Origin of the sequence: Nonomuraea aridisoli, from assembly GCF_003236395.1 — a bacterium.
Classification (GTDB): domain Bacteria; phylum Actinomycetota; class Actinomycetes; order Streptosporangiales; family Streptosporangiaceae; genus Nonomuraea; species Nonomuraea aridisoli.
The window spans coordinates 21,944-37,202 of record NZ_POUD01000066.1 but is presented as its reverse complement, the minus strand read 5'-3'; the positions used below and the strand labels follow the sequence as shown (position 1 = coordinate 37,202).

Genomic DNA, 15,259 nt, shown 5'->3' with positions numbered 1-15,259 from the left:
CGCCCGCCCAGCACCCCCCGCGTCGGCCTGGTCGACCTGCTCATCGACGGGCTCGGCTCGCCGTGGGCGCAGGTCCTCATCAGGGGCGCCGAGAAGGCCGCGGGGCGCTGGGGATTCTCGCTCGTCGTCACCTCCTCCGCGCGCTCCGACTTCGACCTGCGGCGCTGGATCGGCATGCTGCGCAAACGCGGCACCGATGGCATCGTGCTGGTGCTCTCGCGGGCCGACCAGCGCGAGATCGAGACCGTCGAGGAGCTGCTGCACGTGCCGCTCGTGCTGCTCGATCCGGTGGGGCAGCGCGACCCGCGGCTGTCCACGGTCGGCTGCACCAACTGGCTGGGCGGCGTCATGGCCACCACCCACCTGCTCGACCTCGGGCACACCAGGATCGGCTTCATCGGCGGGCCACTCGACACGCAGTGCACGCTCGACCGCTACGAGGGCTACCTGGCCGCCCACCGCACGTTCGGCGTCGACTCCGACCCCGCGCTCACCCGCTACGGCGACTTCCTCGTCGGCGGCGGCAAGCGCCTCGGCGCCGAGCTGCTCGACCGCGACGACCCGCCCACCGCCGTCTTCGCCGGCAACGACCTGCAGGCCGCGGGCGTCTACCAGGCCGCCACCGAACGCGGCCTGCGGGTGCCCGACGACCTGTCCGTGGTCGGGTTCGACGACGCGCCGCTGTGCGAGATGCTCTCGCCGCCGCTCACCACCGTCCGCCAGCCGCTCGACGACATGGCCAACGAGGCCGTACGCCTGCTGTCGGAGGCCCTGACCCACCCGGGAGGCTCCGCCGGGACGCGCATCGAACTCGCCACGACCCTGATCGTCCGCGGCAGTGCCGCGCAATTGCGGGAGAATGCGAAAGAACCGCACGAATAGCTGTGAAATAACGTTCGTTCGTAGGAAATGACGGTCGCGAGCCCTATTGTGTGGCACGCGGTTATCCCCGTCATTTCGGAGGACGGACGTCGGTGAATCCCGGGTTCCTCATCAAAGACCCTCGCAGCCGTGCCGGATCACGGCTGAGCGGCGCGACCGCCTCGCAGGAACGCCTGGCGTTCCTCAACGAGGCGAGCACGCGCATCGGCGGCACGCTGGACCTCGCCCAGACCTGCCGGGAGGTGCTCGACGTCGCCGTGCCGCGATGCGCCGACGCCGGCGGGATCATGGTGCAGGAGCGGCTCATCACCGAGGGCGAGTTCCCCGCGCGCCCCAACGACGGCGCGGCGCTGGTGCGCCGGGTCGCCACCGCGGTCGCGGTCGAGAACCCGTTCGACTGGGACCGCGCGTTCCCGGTCGGCGAGGTCGCCGTCTACCCGCCGTTCCTGCCGCAGGGCCAGGCCATGGCCACCGCCAGGACCGTCCTGGTGCCGCGGCTCGACCAGGGCGTGGGTGACGACAACGCCAAGGCGTTCGGTCGCGACGTCATCGCGAAGCTGCTGCCCGGCTGCTCCTTCCTCGTCGCGCCGCTGCTGGCGCGCGGCAACGTGCTCGGGTTCTTCGTGCTCGTCCGCGAGCCGTCCAGCGAGGCGTTCCAGGACGCCGACGTGGCCCTGGTCGAGGAGCTCGCCGCGCGCACGGCGATCTGCATCGACAACGCCCGCCTGTACGCGCGGGAACGTCGCACCGCGCTCGCCCTCCAGAGCAGCCTGTTGCCGGCCCGCCTCAAGGCGCCGCCGGGGCTGGAGGTGGCCCACCGCTACCTGCCGGCCGGCGACCTGGCCGGGGTGGGCGGCGACTGGTTCGACGTGATCCCGCTGGCGGGTGAGCGTACGGCGCTCGTCGTCGGCGACGTCATGGGGCACGGCGTGCGCGCCGCCGCCACCATGGGCCAGCTCCGCACCGCCACCCAGACCCTGGCCAGCCTCGACCTCGACCCCGCCGAGCTGCTCTACCGCCTCGACCGGGTGGCCGACCGGCTCGACCTGGACCAGATCGCGACCTGCCTGTACGCCCGCTACGACGTGGCGGCCGGGACGGTCCAGATCGCCAGCGCGGGCCACCTGCCTCCCGTGCTCGTGCGGCCGGACGGGGTGGCCGAGACGCTGCCCGTGGTCCCGGGCCCGCCGCTCGGCATCGGCTCCGAGCAGTACGAGCTGTGCGAGTTCGCCCTGCCACCCGGCGGGCTGCTCGCGCTCTACACCGACGGACTGGTCGAGGGCCGGGAGTGGAACATCGACGAGGGGCTGGCCAAGCTCCGCGCCCTGCTGACCGGCCCGCCGCACGGCATCGAGCGCATCTGCGACATGGTGATCCGCACCCAGTGCCCGCACAGCGACCGCGACGACATCGCCCTCCTGCTCGCCAAGGCCGTCTGACGCTCAGCCGCGCATCCCCGCGTACGCCTCCGCCAGGGCGGCCTCGCCGACCTCCGAGCCGCGCCGCTGCCGCTCGCGCGCGTAGTGGATGGCGGTCACCGCCCACCGCACCCGGACGAACAGGTCGAGGTGGTCCAGGTCGCGCACGATCGCCGGGTCCAACGTGCGGTAGCCGTCGAGCACGTGGCGCAGCGCCCGCGGGGTGTCGCGGGTCAGCACGGCCACGCACGCCACGTCGTACAGGAGCGGGGCGTGCAGGGCCGCGTCCCACCCGACCAGGCCGTCCCTGGCGGGCGAGGCGTCGCTCAGTCGGAAGCCGCCGAGTCCCGGGTCGCCGTGCACCACGCCGAGGCGCAGCAGCGGCGTGGCCTCGCGCGCCTCGTCCAGCACCCGTGCGGCCGCCCGGCGCACGTGCGACGGCATGGGCGCCTCCCGCAGGCAGGCGCTCGCCCACGGCCACGGCCACCTGAGCCGTTCCGGCAGGTCGTCCACGGCGTCGGCCAGCAGCCGGTGGGCCCGGCCCAGGACGGCGCCCATCCGGCGCAGGTCGTGCGGCGAGCCCGCGTCGGGGACCGTGCCGGGGACGTACTCCAGCAGCGCCAGCACCCCTTCGGGCAGCTCGGCCGCCGGCCGGCCGTCGGGCAGGGCGACGGGCGCGCCGCAGGCCAGGCCGCGCCGCCCGGCGCGCGCGGCCACCCGCAGGCCGCTGGTGAACGCGGCGGCGTCCGCGGCGCCGGACAGCCTGGCGACGTAGCGGGCGCCGCCGGGGGCGCGGACCAGCCACGCGGTGGAGTCACGGCCGCCGGGGAGCGGCTCGACGCCCTCGACGGGAAGCCGCCAGGCGGCCAGGGCGGACAGCAGCCGATCGTGACGCATCGGGCTCCCGAGGGCGGAGGACGTCATGCCCTCCATGTGCCCCGCCGGACGTCCACTCGCACCCGAGCGTGCGCCCGGTCGGCGCCCCAGCCGGCCTGTGCCGGCGGGGCGGAGGAATCGGCGGAACGGTCGTGATGGGTCCGGGGGCGTGCGGGTGGGTGCCGGGGTGGTCAGAGGAGGCCGGCGTCGCGGACCTTCATGGCGACGTGGACGCGGTTGTCGGTCCCGAGCTTGGCGAAGATGCGGGTGATATTGGCCTTGACGGTCGCCACGCTCACCGACAGAGTGCGGGCGATCTCCGCGTTGGAGGCGCCCTTGGCCACCTCGACGGCGACCTCGCGTTCGCGGTCGGTGAGCGCGGCCAGTTCGCGCGCCGCCAGCTCGCGCCCCGGCTCGTGCCGCCCCGTCGCCGCGGCGATCACCTGCCGGGCCACGCTCGGCGACAACACCGGCTCGCCCCGGGCCACCGCCCGCACGGCCTCGATCATCTTCGCCGGCGGCGTGTCCTTCAGCAGGAACCCGTGCGCGCCCGCCCGCAGCGCGCGCAGCACCATGTCGTCGGCGTCGAACGTGGTCAGCACCAGCACGCGCGGCGGCGCCGGACGGCTGAGCAGCAGCTCGGTGGTGACCAGGCCGTCCTGCTCGGGCATCCGCAGATCCATCAGCACCACGTCGGGACGCAGGCCGCGGATCACGGCCATGGCCTGCCGCCCGTCACCCGCCTCGCCGGCCAGGTCGAGGTCGGGCTCGCCGCCCAGGATGAGCCGCAGGCCGGTGCGGACCATCGGGTCGTCGTCCACGATCACCACTCGGATCACGGCGTCAAGCCTCCCACGGCAGGCGTGCTTCCAGGACGAACCGTCCGTCGCGTACGGCGTGAGTGAGGGTGCCGCCGGCCATCCGGGTGCGTTCGGCCAGGCCGACGAGCCCCAGCCGCCCGCCCGGCCCCGCGGCGCGCGCCGGCGCGGGGTTGCTCACCCGGATGCGCAGCCCGCCGCCGGGCCGCCCCGCCAGCTCGGCCCGCACGGGGCGGCCGGGCGCGTGCTTGCGCGCGTTGGTGAGCGCCTCCTGCACGATCCGGTACGCGTGCCGCCCGGTCTGCGCCGGCAGCGCCTGCCTGGACTCGACCGTGTCGTCCACCTCGACGCGCTGCCCGGCGGCGCGCACCTCGTCGAACAGCGCCTCCAGGTGCGCCAGCGTCGGCTGCGGGGCCTCCAGGCCGCGCTCGTCCTCGTGGCGCAGCGTGCCGAGCACGGCGCGCAACTCGTTGAGCGACTGGTGGGCGTTCTCCTGGATGGCCAGCGCGGCCTCGCGGGTCTGCTCGGGGCTCAGGCCCTCCCGGTACGCCAGCCCGCCCGCGAACATCGCCAGCAGCGACAACCGGTGGGCCAGCACGTCGTGCATCTCCTGGGCGATCTTCAGCCGCTCCTCCAGTTTGGCCTGCTCCACGCGCTGCGACTCCGCCTGCGCCTGCGACGCCCGCCGCGCGGCCTCCCAGTCGCGGCGTCCGCCCACGTACAGGCCGGACACGATGGCCGCGCCCAGCAGCGCGGCCCCCACCACCCCGTACAGCACGGCCGCCGGCACGCTGATGTGCCACCAGGCGGAGCCGACCAGGGACAGCCAGAACACCGCCGCGACCGGCGCCACCTGCCGCCATCGGCGATGCGTGGCCAGCGACGCGATCGCCACGAGGGCCGGGCCGACGACGGTGGAGGAGAACGCCATCGGCGCCACCGTGGCCAGCGCCACCTGCCACGGCCGGCGCCGCCGCCACGGCAGCAGCGCGATCCCGGCGGCGCCGAGACCCATGTCGGCCAGCAACAGCGGGAGCTGCTCACCGATGTGGGCGACGCGGTCGGACAGGGTGACCAGGGCGACGCAGGCGAGCGTCAGCGGCAGCGCGGCGAAGAGATAGCGCAGCACGCTCCCCAGCCGTTCCTGCACCCACCACCGGCCGCCCTCACCCAGGGGCGGGGGCGACGGGACGCTGAGCGGGGCGGGCTGGTCGTGCACGGGCTCCAGCCTAGAGACCGCCCGGTCCGCCCATCAGATCCCCTGGTCGCGCACCGGATGGCCGTTGGTCGACATCCGTGGTGGACCCAGGGCTACCTGGTGGGCGACCGCGGTCCGGAACCCCGTCCGGAAGTCTGGCCCCGGGTCCGATGAGGAACGGCCGCGTTCGCGATGGACTCGATCCGTGATCGAATTCCATCGCGTCAGCAAGACGTACAGAGGGGTGCGGGCCCTGGACGACGTGTCCTTCACGGTCCCGCCCGGCACCCTCACCGGTTTCCTCGGGCCCAACGGCGCCGGCAAGTCGACGGCCCTGCGCATCCTGGCCGGCCTGGCCCGGCCCACCTCCGGCTCGGCCACCGTGCTCGGGCGGCCGTACGCGAAGCTGGCACGCCCCGGCTACGAGGTCGGCACGCTGCTCGACGCGGGGGCGCTCCACCCCGGCCGCACCGGGCGCGAGGTGCTGACCCTCGGCGCCCTGCTGCTCGGACTGCCCCGCGTGCGCGTCGGCGAGGTGCTGGAGCTGGTCGGCCTGAGCGGCAAGGAGGCCGGGCAGACCGTCGGCCGCTACTCGCTGGGCATGCGGCAGCGGCTGGGCATCGGGCACGCGCTCCTCGGCCGCCCGCGGGCGCTCGTCCTCGACGAGCCGGCCAACGGCCTCGACCCGCAGGGCATCCGCTGGATGCGCGAGCTGCTGCGCGGCCTGGCCGACTCGGGGTGCGCGGTGCTGCTCAGCTCCCACCTGCTGCACGAGGTGGAGCAGGTCGCCGACCACATCGTGATGATCGGCCGCGGCCGGGTGCTCGCCCAGGGCTCGCTGGACGAGCTCGGCCGCGGCCGCAGCCTCGAACAGACCTTCCTCGACCTCACCGCCGACACCGATCGGAGCCCGGCATGACCACGACCACCTCCGGCATCCCCTCCCGTCCGCGGGCCGCGGGCGCCTCCCGGGGCGTTCCGTTCGGCAGGCTGCTGCGGGTCGAGACGCGCAAGTTGTTCGACACGCGCGGCAACCTCGTGCTGAGCGCCGTCCTGGTCGTCCTGTCGCTCGCGCTCGTCGTCGGGCGCAGCGTGGCGACCGGCGAGGCACGTTTCTTCACCCTGGCCGGGACGGCGGCGATCGCGCTCGGGGTGCTGCTGCCGGTGCTCGGCGTCCTGACGATGACGGGGGAGTGGAGCCACCGCACGGCGCTGACCACGTTCACGCTGGAGCCGCGCCGGGCCCGGGTGCCGGCCGCCAAGTGCGTGGCCGCCGTGGCGGCGGCCGTGGCGGTCAGCCTGGTCGCGCTGCTGGTCGCGGCCCTCGCGACGGCCGTGCGCGGCGGGGCGGCCGACTGGACCGTCGATCCCTTGGGCCTGCTCGGCTGGATCGCCACGATGATCCTCGTGACCGGGGAGGGGCTGGCTCTCGGTCTGTTGCTGCGCAACGCCCCCGCCGCGATCGTCATCTGCCTGGTGAGCCCGATGGTCTGGAGCTTCGTCGCGCAGCTGGGCACGACAGGCGAGACCCTGGCCGCCTGGCTGGATCTCAACGCCACCACGAACGCCCTGATGACCGCCGACATGACGGCCGTCGACGCCGTCCGCCTGGCCACCTCGGCCCTGGCCTGGATCGTGCTCCCCCTGGCGGCCGGTTTCGTGCGGGTCCTCCGCACGGACGTCCGCTGAACCACCGCACGCTCGGTGAGCGCCGAACGGTCGTCCCGTTGCCATCCCTGATGACCCGTCTTGAGGACCGATGAGTTTTCCGGCCGGCGCCGGTCTGTAGAGACGACGACCCGCTTCGAAGGAGACGGCGATGGCCGACGACCGAGCACTACAGGCCCTGACCAGGCTCATCGGCACGTGGAAGATCACCGGAGGGCACGAGGGAACCGTGACCTACCGCCGGCTGAACGACTTCTTCCTCCAACAGGATGTCCACCTCGGCGACACGCACGGCATCGAGATCATCGGCCGGGAACGGAAGCTGATGGCCGAGCCCAGCGCCGACATCAAGTCCCGTTACTACGGAGACGACGGCAGCACCCTCGACTACACCTACGAACTCGACGGCGACACCCTCACCATCTGGGCGGGTGAGCGTGGTTCCCCTGCCTACTACCAGGGCACCTTCAGCCCCGACGGCCGCACGCTCACCGGAGCCTGGATCTATCCGGGCGGTGGCGGCTACGACTCCAACGCCGAACGCGTCGGATAGGACGGTGGGGCCGCAGCTCACCCCCGAAGTCACCACGATCGCGATGGACGACCGGAGTCCTAGCTGTGGGCGGGGGTGGGCGAGGCGCGCAGGGCCGTCACGACGGGGGACAGGCCGTCGGTGGCGGCGCGGTCGAGAGCAGCGGTCAGGGTCTCTTCGTAGAGCGCGGTGGCGGCCTCCTTGCGGGCCCTGCCCTCGTCGGTGATGACCGTGTAGACCCCGCGGCGGTCGTCAACGCACAGGTCGCGCCGGGTCAGGCCGGCCGCTTCCAGGCGCCCGACCAGGCGGGTGACCGAGCTCTGGTTGAGCCCCAGGAGGTCGGCGAGCTCCTGCATGCGCAGCTCGCCGCCGTCCGCCGTGGAGAGGTGGCACAGGGCGCGGTATTCCGACAGGCCGAGCCCGTGGCGCTGCAGCGCCGTGGCCAGCGCGTGCTCGACCCGGGCGTGCAGCCGTACGACGCCGACCCACATCTCGTCATCGGTCTTCGTCATCGGGGCGCCTCCCTTCCGGATTGACATCCACTGTACATGCATGCACAGAATATGCATGTACAAGCAAATGTCTCGAAGGGAATCGTCATGGCTTGGGGCTATCTGCTCATCGCCGCGGTGTTCGAGGTGGTCTTCGCGCTCGCCACGAACGCCACCGAAGGTTTCACCCGGCTCGGCCCGTCCCTGCTCACCGTCGCCGCCGCCGCGGGCGGCATCTTCTTCCTGAGCCTGGCGCTGAAGACGCTGGACGTGGGGGTCGGCTACACCGTCTGGACGGGGATCGGCGCCGTCGGGACCGTGGTGCTCGGCACGCTGATCTTCGACGAGGTGATGACCCCCGGCAAGGCGCTGGCCTTCGTGCTGATCATCGGCGGGGTGCTCGGGCTGAAGCTGTCCGACCGGCGCGCCGCCGCCTGACCCCGCTCACCACTCGACACCGAAAGGCACCTCGTCATGGAATGGATCTACCTGGCCGTCGCGATCGTCTTCGAGATCGGCTTCGCGCTCGGCACCAACGCCACCAAGGGGTTCACCCGGCTGTGGCCCTCGGTCTTCACGCTGGTGTCCGCCGCGGGCGGCATCTTCTTCCTGAGCCTGGCGCTGAAGACGCTGGACGTGGGGGTCGGCTACACCGTCTGGACGGGGATCGGCTCCATCGGCACCGTGATCCTCGGCGCGCTGATCTACAAGGAGAAGATCACCCCGGTCAAGGTGGTCTCTTTCGCCTCGATCGTCGGTGGCGTCGTTCTGCTGAGAGTGGCCGCGGGAGTGTGAGGACCGCGGGGAACGCCCCGCTCGGCGAAACTCGCGCGCCGGCGGGGTGGTTCGGGTGGGCCTGCCGCGTATACCGTCGGGCGGTACATCCCCCTCCAAGGAGACCGAAACCGTGCGATCCCGGTTATTAGCGGCACTGGCCGCCTCGATGGCCGTCACCTCGGCCCTCACCCTCCACACCCTGCCCGCCCAGGCCCGGCCGGCCGCCCAGGCCCAGGCGAACACCGTCGCCGCGCAGGACGACCTGCTGGAAAGGCTCAGGGCCATCCCCGGGCTCACCGTGGTGTCGGAGACGCAGCAGGCCGGGTACCGCTTCTTCGTCCTGTCCTTCACCCAGCCGGTCGACCACAAGCATCCCGGCAAGGGGACGTTCGAGCAGCGGCTCACCCTGCTCCACCGTTCGGCGGACGCGCCGGTCGTCCTCTACACGGGCGGGTACGGCCTCCCCGTGAACCCCACGCCGTCGCGCACGGAGCCCGCCCAGCTGCTCGACGGCAACCAGGTGTCGGTGGAACACCGCTTCTTCCGCACCTCCCGCCCCGAGCCGGCCGACTGGGACGACCTGACCATCTGGCAGGAGGCGACCGACGAGCACCGGATCGTCGAGGCGCTCAAGACGATCTACTCCGGCAAGTGGATGCAGACGGGCGCCAGCAAGGGCGGCATGACGTCCGTCTACCACCGCCGCTTCTACCCCGGCGACGTGGACGGCGTCGTCGCCTACGTCGCCCCGAACGACCCGGTGAACCCGCAGGACCACGCCTACGACCGGTTCTTCGCCGGCGTAGGCCCCGAGGACTGCCGTACCGCGGTGGAGAACGTGCAGCGTGAGGCGCTCAAGCGGCGCGAGCGCATGGTGGCGTTGCTGGAGCAGGACGCCGCGCGCAACGGCTACACCTTCACGAGGACCCTCGGCAGCGCCGACCGGTCGTTCGAGATGACGGTGCTCGACACGGCGTGGGCGTTCTGGCAGTACATGTCGGTGGCGGACTGCCCGGCCGTGCCGCCCGCGACGGCCACGGACGCCGAGCTGTACGCGTGGATCGACGCCGTCACGTTCTTCGGCTTCTACACCGACCAGGGCCTCGACTACTACACGCCGTACTACTACCAGGCGGCCACCCAGCTCGGCTGGCCGGACCTCAGGTTCGAGCACCTGCGCGGGCTGATGCGCCATCGCGGGCTCTACCAGCCCAACTCGGTCATCCCCGCCGAGCTCCGCTCGCGGCACGACCCGCGGCCGATGCTGGACGTGGACCGGTGGGTGCGTACGGGATCCGAGCGGATGATGTTCGTGTACGGCGAGAACGACCCGTGGAGCGCCGAGCGGTTCACCCCGAGCCGGCGCGACTCGTACCTGTACGTCGCGCCCGGCGCGAACCACGGCGCCAACATCGCCCGCCTGTCCGAGGCCGACCGCGCGGCGGCGACGGCCACCCTGCGGCGCTGGGCGGGGGTGTCGCCGGCGCTGCGGACCGTGGAGGCGGCGGCCGTCCCGGCCGACGACATGCTCCCCGACCGCCGCACCCCCTGACGCCCACGACCCCGCGCCTGGAAGCGGTCACAGGCGCGGGGTCACCCGCGGCCGATGAACGGCATCGTGGTCGCCATGACGGTCATGAACTGGACGTTCGCGTCGAGCGGCAGCCCGGCCATGAACACGACGGCCTCGGCGACCCGCCGCACGTCCATGGTCGGCTCGGGCGCGACGGAGCCGTCGGCCTGCAGCACGCCCCGGCTCATCGCCTCGGTCATGTCCGTCGCGGCGTTGCCGACGTCGATCTGCCCGCACGCGATGCCGTACGGGCGGCCCTCCAGGGAGATCGCCTTGGTCAGGCCGGTGACGGCGTGTTTGGTGGCCGTGTAGGCGGCGGCGTGCGGGCGTGGCACGTGCGCCGACAGGGAGCCGTTGTTGATGATCCGGCCGCCGCGCGCCTTCATGTGGCGGAACGCCTCCTGAGCGCACAGGAACGCGCCGGTCAGGTTCGTCCGTACGACGTCGGACCACTGCTCGGGGGAGATCTCGTCGAAGGGCGCGGACGGCCCGAAGATCCCCGCGTTGTTGACGAGCACGTCCACCTGGCCGAACCGGTCGGCGCAGCGGGCGAACAACGCGCGCACGGCCTCCGGCTCGGTGACGTCGCACGGCGCCACGAGCACGGTGCCGTCATCGCCGCCGGTGGCTCGCGCGGTCTCCTGAAGGGCCGCTTCTCGCCGCCCGGCCAGCACCACGCGGTAGCCGTCGTCGTGGAGGGCGAGCGCGGCGTGCCTGCCGATGCCCGACCCCGCCCCGGTGACCACGGCGACCCGGTTGTGCTGTTCCGTCACGACGCGGTCCTTTCTCGGCGGGGGGCTCGGCCGAGACGCCCGTCAGGATCTCGGCCGGCGATGAGGTGCGAACCACGATAGCGACGACCACGGCACGACGAGCAGTCCGGCGATCGCGGGGACGTGCCCTGCGCTTGACGTTCGCAGGTAGATCTATGCCCGATTGATGGCGATTCGTTTGCGTTTGTCCGGTTTGAGCCGCTAACGTGGTCACCGTTGCCCGATGGGTGACCTGCACGTTACCCACGGAGGCAGGCCCCTCGTGGCAGGGGACTCCCACTCCACGGTTTCTCCAGCGCTCCGACGTAGTGTCCGCACGGCGTGCTGCCCGGCTACGTCTCAGTCACGCGAGCGCAAAGTGTCCCGGCCCCTATCAAAGGACCTGAATTCTTGATGTCTGCTCGCCTGCGTACCGTCGCCATGCTCACCGCCTCCGCCGTGACCGCCCTCACTATGGGCACCGCCGCGGCGCACGCCGACACCGGCGCGGAAGAGAAGGTCATGCTGCAGGGCACGACGACGGCGTCGTACTTCTGGGACGACGCCTCCGGCCGCGCCGGCGACACCGGCCTGCCCGCCAGCGGCAAGCCCATGCAGAAGGGCATGGCCGCCAGCCCCAGCTGGCCGCTGATGACCGAGGGCTACGTCATCTACAAGGGCAAGAAGATGCCGTTCTTCGTCGGTGACCGCGGTCCCGGCGAGCCCTCCAGCCGCGGCATCATGCTCGACCTCGACGGCAAGACCTTCGCCGAGCTGACCGGCGGCCGCTTCAACACCGAGACGCTCGGCGTCGACGGCGGCTCCGGCGCCGGCCACATCGACATCCAGTACGTCATCACCAAGTGGGGCGACGGCGTCGGCAAGAAGAGCCACCCGGTCGCCTTCTCCACCGGCGCCTGGGCCGAGAAGGACACCGAGCAGGCGCAGCCCGTCTGGGTGAAGAAGCCCACCCGCTGACGACAGACCTCCGAAGAGGGCGCCCCTGACACGGGGCGCCCTCCTTTTCACTTGACGCGGGGTACGGGGACCTTCGACCAGTCGATGTCGGAGCCGAAGTAGAAGCTCGGGTACGCCGGCTGGTTGTAGGCGGTCTGCTGCCGGGCCACCTCGACCCGGTACTGCGCGTCGTGCATCAGCGTGTACAACTTCCTGCCGGTCACCTCGGTGCTGACGAAGATGCGCAGCGCGGAGCTGTCGGCGGTGCGTACGAGCAGTTCCTCCCGCCAGTCGCCGAACACGTCGGCCACCAGGCCCGGGTTGCCCTTCGTGCCGTTGTTCGTGACCGCGCCGTCGGCGGTCAGCAGCCTGCCGCGCCTCCAGTCGTCCACGGTGGGCGCCTGCGCGCCGGAGCCGTTGACGATCTGGGTCGTCATGTCGGCCGCCCAGCGGATGCTCATGTTCGTGCCCGGGGCGTTCCGGCCCAGGTGCTCGCCGCGCGCCGACCACAGCCCCGCCTGGACCTGCTGGTCGGGCGGCATCGACGACCACGTCTCGACGCCCCGGACGGCCGGGTCGATGTCGCCGACCATGCCGCGCCCGGTGTCCACGCCGCTGTAGCCGCCGTGGATCACCTCTCCGGTGGCGGCGTCGCGCAACGCCCACCCGTACGGGGCCGACGCGCCGCCCTCGTGCACCGTCCAGATCTCCAGGCCGGGGCGGTCGGGGTCGAAGTCGCCCACGTGCATGGCGTCGCCGTGGCCGAGGCGCACGTTCTGCCCCGGCACGTTGCTCTGCGGCGGGGCCTCGGCGAAGGAGGAGTAGAGCAGGTCACCGTCGTCGTCGATGGTCGCGGCGCCGTACACGACCTCCTGGCGGCCGTCGCCGTCCACGTCGGCCGCGCTCATCGAGTGGAAGCCCTGCGTGGTCAGGTCCGCGTACTCCGGATCGCTGCCCGGGACGCCGTGGGGCGCGGCGTTGAACGGGTTGGCCATCGGCACGTGGCCGCTGTCGGCGTACCAGACCTCCTTGAGGCGGTGGCCGTTCCAGTCGTAGGCGACGAGCGTGGCGCGGGTGTAGTAGCCGCGGGCGAAGATCGCCGACGGGCGTTCGCCGTCGAGGTAGGCGACCGAGGCCAGGTAGCGGTCCACGCGGTTGCCCGGCTCGATCCTGGACATCGCGTAGTCGCCCCACAGCAGGCCGTCGTCGTCCCGGCCGGGCTTGTACGGGATCGTCTGCAGCTCCTCGCCGGTCGCGCCGTCGAAGACCGACAGGTACTCGGGGCCGGTCAGGACGAACCCTTCGAACTCCCGCAGCCGGTTGTTGCCGCTGCGGGACGGCGCGTAGGTGTCGACGAAGTAGGTGGCGAGCTCCACGGCGTCGTCGTGGGAGAGGGGGTAGGAATGGCGGGGCTCGATGCCGAAGGCCTGCTCCAGCGTCGCGGGCCAGCGTCCGGCCCTGACCTCGGGGTGCTCGTGCCACCGCTCGAACATCCGCACGACGTGGTCGAAGTAGTCCGCCGCGCTCATGCGGTGGTCGTCGTCGTGGGAGTGGCCGGCCTTGACGTCCGCGCGCGGCATCGTGACGTAGCGCTCGGAGACGACCCGGCCGCCGGCGCCGTACCGGATGGCCTTGGTGCCCGGCGCGGTCTTGAGCATCAGCTCCGAGCGGCCGTCGCCGTCGAGGTCGTAGACGAGGAACTGGGTGTAGTGGGCGCCGGAACGGATGTTCACGCCCAGGTCGAGCCGCCAGCGCAGGGTTCCGTCGAGCTCGTAGGTGTCGAGGTAGGTGTTGCCGGTGTAGCCGCGCTGCGAGACGTCCTTGGCGTTCGAGGGGTACCACTTGACGACGTACTCGTACCGGCCGTCGCCGTCCACGTCGCCCACGCTCAGGTCGTTGGCCTCGTAGGTGTACGCCTCGCCCGCCGGGGTCACCCCGTCGGCCGGCTTCTTCAGCGGGAGGTCATGAAACGATTCAACCCAGGGTGTGGCCGGGGCGCTGCGCCGGCCCTCGCGGCCCCTGACGACCGGGGCGACGCGGTACTCGGACGCGGCCGTTCCGCCGGGGTCGCGGTAGTTGGTGCTGTCGGTGACCGTGGCGATGCGGCGGCCGTCGCGGTAGACGCGGAAGTCGGCGCCCGTCATGCCCGCGTCGCCGTGCCCGGTGACCTCGTCACCGAGGAGACGCCAGCTCAGGAAGACGCCCTCATCGCTCGGGACGGCGACGAGGCCGCGGTCGAGGCGTTCGAGGCGGATGCCCCGCGGGTCACGGTCCGTGGGCCGCTCGCCCGACGCGGCCGCCGGTAACGCGGCGAGGGGGAGGGCGAGCAGGGCGGTGAGGCTGGTGGCGAGGATGCGGCGGATGCTGTCGGGGGGTCTCATGCGCACTCCGCAGATTAAATCGATTCAATCTTATTGCGGAGAGTAACGGCGAATTGTGAAGTTTGTCAAGAGTTTGTTGCGGGAGCGCCCGTGCTCCTGTCAGGGTGCGAGCTCCAGCCGGACGCCGGTGAATCCCGCCGGCACGGCGTCGGTCACCAGGCGGTCGACCGCGTCCCACCCGCACACGCGGATCGGGGCGCTCAGGGCGAACTTCCGCGCGTCGCCGACGACGATCGTCCGGCGCGCGATCGAGACGAGCCGCCGCTTGGTCTCCGCCTCGTACGGGGTCGCCCCGTACACCCCCGAGGCGTCCAGCGCGGTGGCGGCCAGGAACAGGGTGCGCACGCTCAGGTGCTCCAGCGCGGCCAGCGTCTCCGGGCCGCCGAAGGAGCGGGTGCCCCTGCCGTACTGGCCGCCGATGCCGATGAGGGTCACGTCCGCTCTCGGGGCCAGCGCGGCGATGGCGGGCAGCGAATGCGTGATCACGGTGAGGCCGGCGTCCGCGGGCAGCAGCCGGGCGATCTCCAGCGTCGTGGTGCCCGCGTCGAGCGCCACGGCCGTGCCCGGCTCGACGTGCCGCACCGCCACGGCGGCGATCGCCCGCTTGGCCTCGCCGGCCTGGGCCGAACGGTCGGCGAAGGGCACGTCGCCCGTCTCCGCCGCCGTGGCGCCGCCGCGCACCGCCCGGATCAGGCCGTCGCCGGCCAGCCGGCGCAGGTCGCGGCGGACGGTGTTGGAGGAGACGCCCAGCTCGTCGACCAGGTCGGTGGCGGCGACGTACCCGTCCAGTGCGACGCGGCGCAGGATGGCCTCGCGGCGGTGCGGAGCCGACGAGTAGCGCAGTCCCGCCTCCGTGTCACTCATATGACCATGATGTCGGAAAAGTTGGCATATTTCCGCCATCTTTTGGATTTAGCGTGACAACATGGTCGCGAG

The 15,259-nt window shown here is 72.3% G+C and carries 16 protein-coding genes; 9 read left to right on the top strand and 7 right to left on the bottom strand.

Features of this window, described 5'->3' with window-relative positions; genetic code table 11:
* Both C1J01_RS17960 and C1J01_RS17955 read left to right on the top strand, forming a co-directional pair.
* A partial coding sequence (locus tag C1J01_RS17960; protein WP_111180121.1) for a substrate-binding domain-containing protein occupies nucleotides 1–882 on the top strand: 882 nt, incomplete at its 5' end.
* 92 nt (nucleotides 883–974) lie between these two features.
* Nucleotides 975–2,321 carry a PP2C family protein-serine/threonine phosphatase gene (locus C1J01_RS17955; protein ID WP_181448819.1) on the top strand — a complete coding sequence of 449 codons (1,347 nt, stop codon included), beginning with the start codon at nucleotides 975–977 and terminating at the stop codon, nucleotides 2,319–2,321.
* Nucleotides 2,322–2,324: 3 nt separating this feature from the next.
* Here the strand turns inward: C1J01_RS17955 and C1J01_RS17950 are convergent, their stop codons facing one another.
* From C1J01_RS17950 to C1J01_RS53105, 3 genes are all read right to left on the bottom strand, one after another.
* Nucleotides 2,325–3,197 carry a phosphotransferase enzyme family protein gene (locus C1J01_RS17950; RefSeq protein WP_146615640.1) on the bottom strand — a complete coding sequence of 291 codons (873 nt, stop codon included), beginning with the start codon at nucleotides 3,195–3,197 and terminating at the stop codon, nucleotides 2,325–2,327.
* Between the two features lie 170 nt (nucleotides 3,198–3,367).
* Entirely contained in the window at nucleotides 3,368–4,015 is a 648-nt protein-coding gene (locus C1J01_RS17945) for a response regulator (protein WP_111180118.1), read from the bottom strand.
* A 4-nt stretch (nucleotides 4,016–4,019) separates the two neighbouring features.
* A complete protein-coding gene (locus C1J01_RS53105) occupies nucleotides 4,020–5,213 on the bottom strand; it encodes a sensor histidine kinase (protein ID WP_111180117.1) in 1,194 nt (397 codons plus the stop codon).
* A 184-nt stretch (nucleotides 5,214–5,397) separates the two neighbouring features.
* On the opposite strand from C1J01_RS53105, the gene C1J01_RS17935 reads away from it, so the two are divergent.
* From C1J01_RS17935 to C1J01_RS17925, 3 genes are all read left to right on the top strand, one after another.
* The gene (locus C1J01_RS17935; RefSeq protein WP_111180116.1) at nucleotides 5,398–6,111 is read left to right on the top strand and encodes an ABC transporter ATP-binding protein; all 714 of its coding nucleotides are present in this window, start codon (nucleotides 5,398–5,400) and stop codon (nucleotides 6,109–6,111) included.
* Entirely contained in the window at nucleotides 6,108–6,881 is a 774-nt protein-coding gene (locus C1J01_RS17930; protein WP_111180115.1) for an ABC transporter permease, read from the top strand. The genes C1J01_RS17935 and C1J01_RS17930 overlap by 4 nt, the downstream gene beginning before the upstream one ends.
* A 130-nt stretch (nucleotides 6,882–7,011) precedes the next feature.
* Entirely contained in the window at nucleotides 7,012–7,413 is a 402-nt protein-coding gene (locus C1J01_RS17925; protein WP_111180114.1) for a hypothetical protein, read from the top strand.
* 59 nt (nucleotides 7,414–7,472) lie between these two features.
* Here C1J01_RS17925 and C1J01_RS17920 read toward each other — a convergent pair whose 3' ends face one another.
* Nucleotides 7,473–7,904: a MarR family winged helix-turn-helix transcriptional regulator gene (locus C1J01_RS17920; RefSeq protein WP_111180113.1), complete on the bottom strand. Its 432-nt coding sequence runs from the start codon at nucleotides 7,902–7,904 to the stop codon at nucleotides 7,473–7,475.
* An 87-nt stretch (nucleotides 7,905–7,991) separates the two neighbouring features.
* Here C1J01_RS17920 and C1J01_RS17915 point away from each other — a divergent pair, with 87 nt between their 5' ends.
* From C1J01_RS17915 to C1J01_RS17905, 3 genes are all read left to right on the top strand, one after another.
* Complete coding sequence (locus tag C1J01_RS17915; protein ID WP_111180112.1) at nucleotides 7,992–8,321, top strand: DMT family transporter; 330 nt, start codon at nucleotides 7,992–7,994, stop codon at nucleotides 8,319–8,321.
* 36 nt (nucleotides 8,322–8,357) lie between these two features.
* On the top strand, nucleotides 8,358–8,678 hold the full coding sequence (locus C1J01_RS17910) for a DMT family transporter (protein WP_111180111.1): 321 nt from the start codon (nucleotides 8,358–8,360) through the stop codon (nucleotides 8,676–8,678).
* A gap of 112 nt (nucleotides 8,679–8,790) precedes the next feature.
* Complete coding sequence (locus C1J01_RS17905) at nucleotides 8,791–10,212, top strand: S28 family serine protease (protein ID WP_235854500.1); 1,422 nt, start codon at nucleotides 8,791–8,793, stop codon at nucleotides 10,210–10,212.
* Between the two features lie 41 nt (nucleotides 10,213–10,253).
* On the opposite strand, the gene C1J01_RS17900 is transcribed toward C1J01_RS17905, so the two are convergent.
* Nucleotides 10,254–11,006 carry an SDR family oxidoreductase gene (locus C1J01_RS17900; protein WP_111180109.1) on the bottom strand — a complete coding sequence of 251 codons (753 nt, stop codon included), beginning with the start codon at nucleotides 11,004–11,006 and terminating at the stop codon, nucleotides 10,254–10,256.
* 393 nt (nucleotides 11,007–11,399) lie between these two features.
* Between C1J01_RS17900 and C1J01_RS17895 the strand changes: the two genes are divergently transcribed.
* Nucleotides 11,400–11,963 carry a hypothetical protein gene (locus C1J01_RS17895; protein WP_111180108.1) on the top strand — a complete coding sequence of 188 codons (564 nt, stop codon included), beginning with the start codon at nucleotides 11,400–11,402 and terminating at the stop codon, nucleotides 11,961–11,963.
* A gap of 47 nt (nucleotides 11,964–12,010) precedes the next feature.
* Here the strand turns inward: C1J01_RS17895 and C1J01_RS17890 are convergent, their stop codons facing one another.
* Both C1J01_RS17890 and C1J01_RS17885 read right to left on the bottom strand, forming a co-directional pair.
* Nucleotides 12,011–14,323, bottom strand: coding sequence for a rhamnogalacturonan lyase (locus C1J01_RS17890; RefSeq protein ID WP_111180107.1), 2,313 nt, complete (start codon nucleotides 14,321–14,323; stop codon nucleotides 12,011–12,013).
* Between the two features lie 99 nt (nucleotides 14,324–14,422).
* Entirely contained in the window at nucleotides 14,423–15,187 is a 765-nt protein-coding gene (locus C1J01_RS17885; protein WP_181448818.1) for a DeoR/GlpR family DNA-binding transcription regulator, read from the bottom strand.
* Nucleotides 15,188–15,259 lie beyond the last annotated feature (72 nt).